The 11,408-nt window shown below is 71.6% G+C and carries 10 protein-coding genes; all 10 read left to right on the top strand.

Annotation, left to right across the window (positions count from 1 at the left end; translation table 11 throughout):
* Positions 1-164: 164 nt before the first annotated feature.
* The 10 genes from Pen02_RS29425 (at position 165) to Pen02_RS29380 (ending at position 11,406) form a co-directional block, all read left to right on the top strand.
* Positions 165-875 (top strand): demethylmenaquinone methyltransferase, encoded by a 711-nt coding sequence (locus Pen02_RS29425; RefSeq protein WP_275413621.1) that lies wholly within the window; start codon positions 165-167, stop codon positions 873-875.
* Between the two features lie 70 nt (positions 876-945).
* Positions 946-1,674: a hypothetical protein gene (locus Pen02_RS42075; RefSeq protein ID WP_239141502.1), complete on the top strand. Its 729-nt coding sequence runs from the start codon at positions 946-948 to the stop codon at positions 1,672-1,674.
* A gap of 236 nt (positions 1,675-1,910) precedes the next feature.
* The gene (locus tag Pen02_RS29415; protein WP_203869386.1) at positions 1,911-3,188 is read left to right on the top strand and encodes a geranylgeranyl reductase family protein; all 1,278 of its coding nucleotides are present in this window, start codon (positions 1,911-1,913) and stop codon (positions 3,186-3,188) included.
* Between the two features lie 121 nt (positions 3,189-3,309).
* Positions 3,310-3,675: an NADH-quinone oxidoreductase subunit A gene (locus tag Pen02_RS29410; RefSeq protein WP_203869385.1), complete on the top strand. Its 366-nt coding sequence runs from the start codon at positions 3,310-3,312 to the stop codon at positions 3,673-3,675.
* A 13-nt stretch (positions 3,676-3,688) separates the two neighbouring features.
* Complete coding sequence (locus tag Pen02_RS29405; protein WP_203869384.1) at positions 3,689-4,363, top strand: NuoB/complex I 20 kDa subunit family protein; 675 nt, start codon at positions 3,689-3,691, stop codon at positions 4,361-4,363.
* Positions 4,360-5,103, top strand: coding sequence for an NADH-quinone oxidoreductase subunit C (locus tag Pen02_RS29400; protein WP_203869383.1), 744 nt, complete (start codon positions 4,360-4,362; stop codon positions 5,101-5,103). Before Pen02_RS29405 ends, Pen02_RS29400 begins: the two co-directional genes overlap by 4 nt.
* The gene (locus Pen02_RS29395; RefSeq protein WP_203869382.1) at positions 5,100-6,434 is read left to right on the top strand and encodes an NADH-quinone oxidoreductase subunit D; all 1,335 of its coding nucleotides are present in this window, start codon (positions 5,100-5,102) and stop codon (positions 6,432-6,434) included. Before Pen02_RS29400 ends, Pen02_RS29395 begins: the two co-directional genes overlap by 4 nt.
* A gap of 104 nt (positions 6,435-6,538) precedes the next feature.
* Positions 6,539-7,597, top strand: a complete 1,059-nt coding sequence (nuoE, locus tag Pen02_RS29390) for an NADH-quinone oxidoreductase subunit NuoE (RefSeq protein WP_203869465.1) — start codon at positions 6,539-6,541, stop codon at positions 7,595-7,597.
* Entirely contained in the window at positions 7,594-8,913 is a 1,320-nt protein-coding gene (gene nuoF / locus Pen02_RS29385) for an NADH-quinone oxidoreductase subunit NuoF (RefSeq protein ID WP_203869381.1), read from the top strand. Before nuoE ends, nuoF begins: the two co-directional genes overlap by 4 nt.
* Complete coding sequence (locus Pen02_RS29380; protein WP_203869380.1) at positions 8,914-11,406, top strand: NADH-quinone oxidoreductase subunit G; 2,493 nt, start codon at positions 8,914-8,916, stop codon at positions 11,404-11,406. It abuts the gene before it with no gap.
* Positions 11,407-11,408: the final 2 nt, after the last annotated feature.

Genomic DNA, 11,408 nt, shown 5'->3' with positions numbered 1-11,408 from the left:
GGCCGGGACGCGGCGCACCGGGGGTCGTCCTCTATCGGTCCATGAGGGCCGTTCACATAACGCACAGCATCGCGGGCGGGGTGGGCAACCACCTCGCCCGTGGTGTGTCCGGGCCCGGCCCCCAGGCCGCCGGGCCGGGCGGGTGGCTGGCAGACTTGTCCGGCGTGACCCGTACCCCGTCCGGACGCCGGGCCAGCCTGGACAAGCAGCCGCACGAGGTCGCGGCGATGTTCGACCAGGTGGCCTCCAGGTATGACCTGACCAACACCGTGATCTCGTTCGGGCAGGACCGGCGGTGGCGCCGGGCCACCCTGTCCGCCCTCGAACTCCGCCCCGGTGACCGGGTGCTCGACGTCGGCGCCGGTACCGGCGTCTCCACCGCCGAACTGGCCACCTCCGGGGCGTACGCGGTGGGGCTGGACCTCTCCATCGGGATGCTCCAGGCCGGCCGGCGTACCCGTCCCCAGGTGCCGCTGCTGGCCGGTGACGCGCTGCGACTGCCGTTCCCGGACGAGAGCTTCGACGCGGTCACCATCTCGCTGGCGCTGCGCAACGTGGTCGACACCGAGGCGGCGCTCCGGGAGATGGCCCGGGTCACCCGGCCCGGCGGCCGGCTGGTGGTCTGCGAGTTCAGCACCCCGACCAGCCCAATCTTCCGGACGGTCTACCTCTCCTACCTGATGCGCTCGCTGCCGACGGTGGCCCGGGCGGTGGCAAGCAACCCGGACGCGTACGTCTATCTGGCCGAGTCGATCCGGGCCTGGCCGGACCAGGAAGGGCTGGCCGGGCAGATCGGCCGGTCCGGCTGGCACCGGGTCGGCTGGCGGAACCTCACCGGCGGGATCGTCGCGCTGCACCGCGCAGTACGCTCCTGATCTTCCTGATTGCTGCGACATTAGTGGGTTTTGATCCTCAAAGGGGCTTTTGAGCCCGTAGGCTGCGCCCATGGCGGGGGCAGACCGGCAGGTCGACGGCGAAGAGCAGCCGGCCGAGGAGACGCCGGCGGTCGCGGGTCCGCCGGGTGTGGACGCGTCTGCCGATGCGGTGGACGAGCCCGTCGGGCCGGCGGGCGACGCCGTCGACCCGGAGGCCGAGGCCGCCGAGCTGATCGCCCAGATCCGGGAACTGGCCGGCCCCGATCCGGTCGCGATCCGGACCGTGGTCGCCGACGTGCTGGCCGCACTCGACCGGGTCAGCGGCGGCACGCTGCGTGAGCAACTGCCGTACGAGCACGAGCGGGCGCCGGACGACGACCCGTTGCCGCCCGGCAGCTACCCGCTGGCCGGGCCTCCGGAGAACGGCGGCCAGCCGATGCAGGGCGCGGCGGACAACGGCGGCACGTCGGAGAACGGCGGCGGCTCGCTGGGCGGCGGCGCGGCGGCCGGCGGCTATCCGATCGAGCCGATCGAGCCCCACCCGGTCAACCCGAACCCGCCGGAGCCGCATCCGGCGCAGCCCCAGCCCGGGCAACCGCAACCCGGCCGGCCCGGCCCGGCCGACCCGCACCCACGGGCGCCGGGACCGGAGGAACCGCACCCGGCCGAGCCGCATCCCACCGACCCGCACCCGGTGGGGCCACGGCCGGCAGATCCACATCCGGCCGAACCCGGGCCGATCACGCCGGGACCGATCGAACGCCGGCCGGCACAGCGCGACGGAGAGGACCACACCTGACCCGAGCGGACACCTGGAGCGGGGTGCGCAGGTGGGACACGGTAGCCGTGCTGCGGCTTGGCCGGCCGGGGCGACGGTGTGCCGTGGAGCGCGGAACGGGCCCCGGAAGGTAGCCAACACGCCTACCTCGGCAACTTAGGGTCGCCTAACCGGTTGCCGGCCACTTCGCGGTCTTAGACTCCTCCCCTGACGAGGCTTGTGAAGCATTTCACGAGCGACCGGGAGGGGAGGCGCGGATGACCACGATCGACAACGACGCGGACGTCATCGTCGTTGGCGCCGGTCCAGGTGGATCGACCACCGCCTATCACCTGGCTCGACACGGCGTACGCGTGCTGCTGCTGGAGAAGACCGAGTTCCCCCGGGAGAAGGTCTGCGGCGACGGGCTCACCCCGCGCGCCGTCAAGCAGCTCGTCAAGCTCGGCGTGGACACCTCGCCCGAGGCCGGCTGGCTGCGCAACCGGGGACTGCGGGTGATCGGCGGCGGCGTACGCCTCGAACTCGACTGGCCCGAGCTGACCAGCTTCCCCAACTACGGACTGGTCCGTACCCGGCTCGACTTCGACGACCTGCTGGCCAAGCGGGCCGTCGAGGCCGGCGCGGAGCTGCGTACCGGGATGAACGTGACCGGCCCGGTGCTGGACCAGACCGGCCGGGTGATCGGAGTCACCGCCGAGAGCGGCCCGGACAAGGCCCCGGCGACCTTCCACGCTCCGCTGGTGGTGGCCGCCGACGGCGTGTCCGGCCGGCTGCCGCTGGCGCTCGGCCTGAACAAGCGGGAGGACCGGCCGATCGGCGTCGCGGTCCGCCGCTACTACCGCTCGCCCGCCAAGCACGACGACAACTACCTGGAGTCGTGGCTGGAACTGCGCTCCAAGGAGAACCCGGACAAACTGCTGCCCGGGTACGGCTGGATCTTCGGCATGGGCGACGGCCGGGTCAACGTCGGGCTGGGCGCGCTGAACTCCTCGGCGGCGTTCGGCAAGACCAACTACCGCCGGCTGCTGGTCGACTGGCTGGCCAACACGCCGGTCGAGTGGGGAATGACCGACGAGACCAACGCGGACGGCCCGATCCTGGGCGCCGCCCTGCCGATGGGCTTCAACCGGGTACCGCACTACACCCGGGGCGTGCTGCTGGTCGGCGACTCCGGCGGCATGGTCAACCCGTTCAACGGCGAGGGCATCGCGTACGCGATGGAGTCCGGCGAACTCGCCGCCGAGATCATGGTGCAGGCGCTGGCCCGCCCGGCGGGTGCCGAGCGGGAACGTGCGCTGGCCGGCTACCCCGCCGAGCTGAAGGCCCGGTACGGCGGCTACTACCGGCTCGGCAACACCTTCGTCAAGATGATCGGCAATCCGCACGTGATGCGGATCGCCACCAAGCACGGCATGCCGCATCCGACCCTGATGCGGTTCGTGCTGAAGCTGCTGGCGAACCTGACCGATCCGCGCGGCGGGGACGCGATGGACCGGGTCATCAACGCGATGACGAAGGTGGCTCCGGCCGTGTAGACCGTCGCCGGGCCCCGGGCGCGGGCGCCAGTGGCACCCCGGGCAGCGTCGCCCGGCGGACTGTGAATAGTGTGAATTTGGAAATTGACCGAGGGCCGGGAAGGACGAGCAGGGGAAAACGATGTCGCTCTCGCCGTACGTACCCATCATCGGGCTGTTGGCCCTCGCCGCGGGGTTCGCGCTGTTCTCCGTCGCCGCGGCGCGCTTCGCCGGCCCCCGGCGCTACAACAAAGCCAAGCTCGAGGCGTACGAGTGCGGCATCGAACCGAGCCCGGAGCCGGTCGGCGGCGGTCGGTTCCCGATCAAGTTCTACCTGACGGCGATGCTCTTCATCGTCTTCGACATCGAGATCATCTTCCTGTACCCCTGGGCGGTCAACTTCGACATGCTCGGGCTGTTCGGCTTCGTGGAGATGGTGCTGTTCATCGTCGCGGTCTTCGTCGCGTACGCCTACGTCTGGCGGCGCGGCGGCCTGGACTGGGACTGAGGGAGGTCGTTCCATGGGTATCGAGGAGAAGCTCCCGTCCGGGATCCTGCTCACCTCGGTCGAGAAGCTGGTCAACTGGTCCCGGAAGTCGTCGTTCTGGGGCGCGACCTTCGGCCTGGCCTGCTGCGCGATCGAGATGATGGCGGCCGGCGGCTCCCACTACGACCTCGGCCGGTGGGGCATGGAGGTGTTCCGCGCCTCGCCACGACAGGCCGACCTGATGATCGTGGCCGGCCGGGTGAGCCAGAAGATGGCCCCGGTGCTGCGCCAGATCTACGACCAGATGGCCGAGCCCCGTTGGGTGCTCTCGATGGGCGTCTGCGCCAGCAGCGGCGGCATGTTCAACAACTACGCGATCGTGCAGGGCGTCGACCACGTCGTACCGGTCGACATGTACCTGCCCGGCTGCCCGCCCCGGCCGGAGATGCTGATCGACGCGATCCTCAAGCTGCGCGAGAAGATCGGCCACGAGCCGCTCGGCCCGAACGGCCGCAAGATGCTGGAGGCCCGCCAGGCGCGCGGCGCCGTCCCGCTGGTGGCGCCCGGCTCGATGCCCTCGTCGTACCACAACGACAAGGCGCGGCGGGCCGAGTGGACCCGGGCGGTCGCCGAGGGGCGCGAGGAGCAGCTCCGGATCGAGAACTGGATGAAGGCGCAGAACCACCTGGTGGGAAGGGCTGACCGGTGAGCGAGCCCAACAAGACCAGTGAGCAGAACGGCGGCGGCGTGCCGGTGGCTCGGCCGCCGGTCGGGGCGACCAGCGGGGCGCCGGCCGAGTTCCCGCCGGCCAGCCCGGCCGGGCGCGGCATGTTCGGCATCTCCGGCAGCGGTGACACCTCCGGCTTCGGCGGACTGGTCCGGCAGCGGGTCGGCGTGGAGGACAGCCCTCGGCCGTACGGCGGCTACTTCGACGAGGTCCGCGACGCGCTGGAGGAGGCGTACCCGGGCTTCGCCGACGCGATCGAGAAGGTCGTGGTCGACCGGGGCGAGCTGACCCTGCACGTCCGCGCCGAGCGGATCGTCGAGGTCTGCCAGGTGCTCCGGGACGACCCGGCGCTCCGCTTCGAGCTCTGCTCCTCGGTCTCCGGAGTCGACTACCTCGGCACCGACAAGCGCCGGCTGCACGTCGTCTACCAGCTCACCTCGATGACCTACCGCCGCCTGTTGCGGCTGGAGGTCGCGGTGACCGCCGAGGAGCCCCGGGTGCCGAGCGTCACGTCGGTCTACCCGACGGCCGACTGGCAGGAGCGGGAGGCGTACGACATGTTCGGCGTCCACTTCGAGGGCCACCCCAGCCTGACCCGGATCCTGATGCCGGACGACTGGGAGGGCCACCCGCAGCGCAAGGACTACCCGCTCGGCGGTGTGCCGGTCGAGTACAAGGGCGCCGAGATCCCACCGCCCGACCAGCGGAGGTCGTACCAATGAGCACGTCGACGAACCCGAGCTACGCGGAGTCCCGGGAGACCACCGAGGGCCGGGTCTTCACCGTCACCGGTGGCGACTGGGACCAGGTCGTCAGCGGGCACGACCCGATCAACGACGAGCGGATCATCGTCAACATGGGTCCGCAGCACCCGTCGACGCACGGCGTGCTCCGGCTGATCCTGGAGTTGGAGGGCGAGACCGTCCGGGAGGCCCGGGCGGTGGTCGGCTACCTGCACACCGGGATCGAGAAGAACCTCGAATACCGCAACTGGGTGCAGGGCAGCACGTTCGTCACCCGGATGGACTACCTCTCGCCGCTGTTCAACGAGACGGCGTACAGCCTCGCCGTGGAGAAGCTGCTCGGCATCACCGACGAGGTGACCGAGCGGGCCACCACGATCCGGGTGCTGATGATGGAGCTGAACCGGATCTCCTCGCACCTGGTCTGGATCGCCACCACGGCGATGGAGCTGGGCGCGGTCAACGTGATGCTCTACGGCTTCCGCGAGCGCGAGTACGTGCTGGAGATCTTCGAGCTGGTCACCGGCCTGCGGATGAACATGGCGTACGTCCGGCCGGGCGGGGTCGCCCAGGACGTCCCGGACGAGGCGATTGTCAAGATCCGCGACTTCCTGAAGCTGCTGCCGAAGAAGCTCAAGGAATACGAGGACATCCTCTCCGGCCAGCCGATCTGGACCGAGCGGACCAAGGACGTGGCGGTCCTCGACGTCACCGGCTGCGTGGCGCTCGGCGTCACCGGCCCGGTGCTCCGCTCGGCGGGGCTGCCCTGGGACATCCGCAAGACGATGCCGTACTGCGGCTACGAGAACTACGAGTTCGACGTGCCGACCACCGAGACCGGCGACGTCTGGGGCCGCTACCTGGTCCGGATGGCCGAGATGCGGGAGTCGCTCAAGATCGTCGAGCAGGCGCTGGACCGGCTCCGCCCCGGCCCGATCATGGTGGCCGACAAGAAGATCGCCTGGCCCGCGCAGCTCGCCATCGGCGTCGACGGGATGGGCAACTCGCTGGAGCACGTCGCCAAGATCATGGGTCAGTCGATGGAGTCGCTGATCCACCACTTCAAGCTGGTCACCGAGGGCTTCCGGGTGCCTCCGGGCCAGGTCTACGTCGGAATCGAGTCGCCCCGCGGCGAGCTGGGCGTACACGCGGTCTCCGACGGGGGCACCCGGCCGTACCGGGTGCACTACCGCGAGCCCAGCTTCGTCAACCTCCAGGCGCTGCCGGCAATGGCCGAGGGTGGCCTGATCGCGGACGTGATCGCGGGCGGCGCGTCGCTGGACCCGGTGATGGGTGGGTGTGATCGCTAGTGACTCAGTCTCAGTACGGCAACGCGGCGTCCCGGCTCGACGACCTGGTCGCCCCCGCCGAGGTACCGGCGCAGCGCAACGGCGGTGGCCCGCGTAGCGCCGACCTGCACGCGAAGCTCGACGAGCGGGCGGCGGAGATCGTCGCCCGCTATCCGGCCGACCGGTCCCGCTCGGCGCTGCTCCCGCTGCTGCACCTGGTGCAGTCCGAGGAGGGGTACGTCTCCCCGGCCGGTGTCGAGTTCTGCGCCGACGTGCTCGGGCTGAACAAGGCCCAGGTCGGTGCGGTCGCCACCTTCTACACCATGTACAAGCGCCGGCCCACCGGCGACTGGCTGGTCAGCGTCTGCACCAACACCATGTGCAACGTGCTCGGCGGACAGCAGGTCTACGACACCCTGACCGAGCACCTCGGGGTCGGGCACGACGAGACCACCTCGGACGGCAAGATCACCCTGGAGCACGCCGAGTGCCTCGCGGCCTGCGACTACGGCCCGGTGATGACCGTCAACTACGACTTCTTCGACCAGGTCGACCCGGACTCCGCGGTGGCGGTCGTCAACGAGCTGCGCGCGGGCGGTCGTCCGCAGCCCAGCCGGGGCGCCCGGCTCTGCACCCTCAAGGAGATGTCGCTGCAACTCGCCGGCTTCGCCGACCCGCGCGAGGAGGCGGTCGCCGACGGGCTGGCCGGCGACCCGACGCTGGCCGGGCTGAAGCTGGCCCAGCAGCACGGCATCTCGGTGGCAGGCTACGACCCGAACACCCCGATCAAGGGCAGCCAGACCGGTGACAAGCCGGCTCCGGCGACGACCCGACCGGCCGCCGCCACCGGCAGCACCGCGCCGGACGTGAAGGCGCCGGACGACAAGTCGCCACAGATCCGCACCGCCGAGACTCGGAACCCGGACGCCAAGACCCCGGCTCCGGACGCGCCGGGGACGAAGGCGCCGGTCGACGGGGCGCCGGCCGGACCGGCCGACGCGAAGGCCGCCGAGGCGGCCGGCGCCGCCGCCAACCAGCCGGCCAGCGACGCCAAGCCGGCCGGTGACGGGGGTACGGACGCCCAGGAGCGCTCGCTGAAGTCGGCGGAGAGCAAGGAGGCTGCGAGCGCGAGGAGTGAGCTTGCGAGCCCCGCAGTCGCGAGCGAAGAGGAGTCAGACAAGTGACCACGACGCCTCGGCGGGAGACGCTGGAGAAGCTGACCCCGGTACTCACCAAGCGCTGGCTGTCGCCGGACGCCTGGCGGCTCGACGTCTACGAGCGGCTGGACGGCTACGCGGCCCTGCGCAAGGCGCTCGCCGCGCACCCGGACGACCTGATCCAGCTCGTCAAGGACTCCGGCCTGCGCGGCCGGGGCGGCGCCGGCTTCCCGACCGGGCTCAAGTGGGGCTTCATCCCGCAGGGCGACGGCAAGCCGCACTACCTGGTGGTCAACGCCGACGAGGGCGAGCCGGGCACCTGCAAGGACCTGCCGCTGATGACCCACGACCCGCACTCGCTGGTCGAGGGCGTGATCATCGCCTCGTACGCGATCCGGGCCAACCGCGCCTACATCTACATCCGGGGCGAGGCGGTGCACGCGGCCCGGCGACTGCGCAGCGCCGTGCAGGAGGCGTACCGGGCCGGCTATCTCGGGAAGAACATCCTGGGTACCGGCTTCGACCTGGACCTGGTGGTGCACAGCGGGGCCGGGGCGTACATCTGCGGCGAGGAGACGGCGCTGCTGGACTCGCTGGAGGGGTTCCGGGGCCAGCCCCGGCTGCGCCCGCCGTTCCCGGCGACCCACGGCCTGTACGCCTGCCCGACCGTGGTCAACAACGTCGGCACCATCGCCAGCGTGCCGTACATCGTGCTGGGCGGGGCCGCCTGGTGGAAGAGCATGGGCACCGAGAAGTCCTCCGGGCCGATGATCTACTCCCTCTCCGGCCGGATCAACAATCCGGGGCAGTACGAGGCCGGTCTCGGCATCACGCTGCGCGAGCTGATCGAGCTGGCCGGCGGCATGCAGCCCGGACACGAGCTGCGGTTCTGGACCCCGGGCGGCTCGTCGACGCCGCTGCTCACCGCCGAGCACCTGGACGTACCGCTGGACTTCGAGGGGGTGGCGGCGGCCGGTTCGATCCTCGGCACCACCGCGACCCAGATCTTCTCCGACCAGGACTGCCCGGTCTACGCGACCTACCGGTGGCTGGAGTTCTACCACCACGAGTCGTGCGGCAAGTGCACGCCGTGCCGGGAGGGCAACTACTGGATGGTCCGCACCTACCGGCGGATCCTGGCCGGGCAGGGCACCCACGAGGACCTGGCAACCCTGCTGGACACCTGCGACAACATCCTCGGCCGCTCGTTCTGCGGCCTCGGTGACGGCGCGACCAGCCCGGTGACCTCCTCGTTGCAGTACTTCAAGCAGGACTACCTCGACTACATCGAGGGCCGGACGGCTCCCAAGCTGTCGGAGAAGACCCTGGTAGGAGCGCATTAAATGACGGACGTTGCCAAGCAGACCGAGACCGTCACGCTCACCATCGACGGCATCGAGGTGACGGCGCCGAAGGGTGCGCTGCTGATCCGGGTCGCCGAACAGCTCGGCATCGAGATCCCCCGGTTCTGCGACCACCCGCTGCTCGCCCCGGCCGGCGCCTGCCGGCAGTGCCTGGTCGACGTGGAGGGGCAGCGCAAGCCGGTCGCCTCCTGCACCCAGACCGTCGCCGACGGCATGGTGGTACGCACCCAGCTCACCTCTCCGGTCGCCAAGAAGGCGCAGGAGGGGATCATGGAGCTGCTCCTGGTCAACCACCCGCTCGACTGCCCGATGTGCGACAAGGGCGGCGAGTGCCCGCTACAGAACCAGGCGATGTCCACCGGTCGTACCGAGACCCGCTTCCACGAGCACAAGCGGGAGTACGAGAAGCCGGTCAACATCTCCACGCAGGTCCTGCTGGACCGCGAGCGCTGCGTACTCTGCCAGCGCTGCACCCGGTTCTCCGAGGAGATCGCCGGGGACAAGTTCATCGACCTGATGGGCCGGTCCAGCGCCGAGGAGATCAATGTCTACCGGGACGAGTACTACGGCGAGGAGGGCGACGAGGGCGACGTCCCGTTCAACTCGTACTTCTCCGGGAACACGGTGCAGATCTGCCCGGTCGGCGCGCTGACCGGCGCGCAGTACCGGTTCCGGGCCCGCCCGTTCGACCTGGTCTCCACCCCGAGCGTCTGCGAGCACTGCTCGGCCGGCTGCGCCCAGCGCACCGACCACCGGCGCGGCAAGGTGATGCGCCGGCTGGCCGGCGACGACGCGGCGGTGAACGAGGAGTGGAACTGCGACAAGGGCCGGTGGGGCTTCCGGTACGCCACCGCGAACGAGCGGATCACCAACCCGCTGGTCCGCGACGCCAAGACCGGTGAGCTGCGCGAGGCGTCCTGGAGCGAGGCGTTCGCCGTCGCCGCCGACGGGCTGCGCGAGGCGCGTGACTCGGGCTCCGGTGTCGGGGTACTCACCGGCGGCCGGCTCACCGTCGAGGACGCGTACGCGTACGCCAAGTTCGCCCGGGTGGCGCTGCACAGCAACGACATCGACTTCCGGGCCCGGCCGCTCTCCGCCGAGGAGGCCCAGTTCCTGGCCAGCAACGTGGCCGGGACGACCGAGGTGACCTACGCCGACGTCGAGCGGGCGCCGGCCGTGGTGATCGCCGGGCTGGAGCCGGAGGAGGAGTGCCCGATCCTCTTCCTGCGGCTGCGCAAGGCGTACAACAAGCGTGGGCTGAAGGTGCTGGCGCTGGCCCCGTTCGTGACCCGGGGACTGGCCAAGATCGGTGCGACGGTGCTGACCGCCGCCCCCGGCGACGAGGCCAAGCTGCTCGCCGGGCACGCCTCGGTCGCCGACGCGCTGCGCCAGCCGGGCGCGGTGCTGCTGGTCGGCGAGCGGCTGGCCACCGTGCCGGGCGGCCTCTCCGCCGCCGCCGAGCTGGCCGAGCGTACCGGCGCCAAGCTGGCCTGGGTGCCCCGGCGAGCGGGCGACCGCGGTGCGGTGGACGCGGGCTGCCTGCCGAACCTGCTGCCCGGCGGACGTCCGGTCACCGACGCGGCCGGCCGGGCCGAACTGGCCGGCGCCTGGGACCTGGCCGCCGGGGTCATCCCGAGCCAGCCCGGTCGGGACACCGACGGCATCCTGGCCGCCGCCGCCTCCGGTGGGCTCGGCGCGCTGGTGCTGGCCGGGGTCGACCCGGCCGACCTGGCCGACCCGAGGCTGGCCGAGGAGGCGCTGGACGCCGCGCCGTTCGTGGTCAGCCTGGAGCTGCGGCACAACGCGGTGACCCGCCGCGCCGACGTGGTCTTCCCGGTCGCCCCGGTGGTGGAGAAGGCCGGCAGCTTCCTCGACTGGGAGGGCCGGCTGCGCACCTTCGAGGCGGTGCTGAACACCACCGCGATGACCGACGCCCGGGTGCTGGACGCGATCGCCGCCCAGCTCGACGTGCGGCTCGGCACCGGCGACGTGAACAACATCCGCCGCGAGCTGGGCGCGCTGCCGGCGACCAAGGCCAACCGGACCGCCGCCCCGGCGGTCGAGCCGGCCGCGCCGGTCCGGCCCGGCCCGGGCGAGGCGGTCCTGGCCACCTGGCACCAGCTCGTCGACGCCGGCACCCTGACCGAGGGCGACCCGCAGCTCGGCGGCACGGCCCGGCCGCCGGTGGTCCGGCTCGGCAAGGCCGCCGCCGAGGCGCTCGGCGTGGCCGAGGGCGACGCGGTGACGGTCGGCACCGACCGGGGCGCGCTGACCCTGCCGGCGGCGATCACCGACCTGCCGGACGACGTGGTCTGGCTGCCGACCAACTCGCCCGGGGCGAGCGTCCGGCGCAGCCTCGGCGTCACGTCCGGCGCGGTCGTCCGGCTCACCGCCGGCCCGGCCACCCCGGTCGCCGCCGACGCGGCCGGTCAGCCGGGTCCGCTGCTGAACAGCGCTGGAGGTACCCGATGAAG

Source organism: Plantactinospora endophytica, assembly GCF_016862915.1.
Classification (GTDB): domain Bacteria; phylum Actinomycetota; class Actinomycetes; order Mycobacteriales; family Micromonosporaceae; genus Plantactinospora; species Plantactinospora endophytica.
The sequence above is the reverse complement of the archived record's forward strand: the minus strand, read 5'-3'. Positions and strand labels throughout refer to the sequence as shown.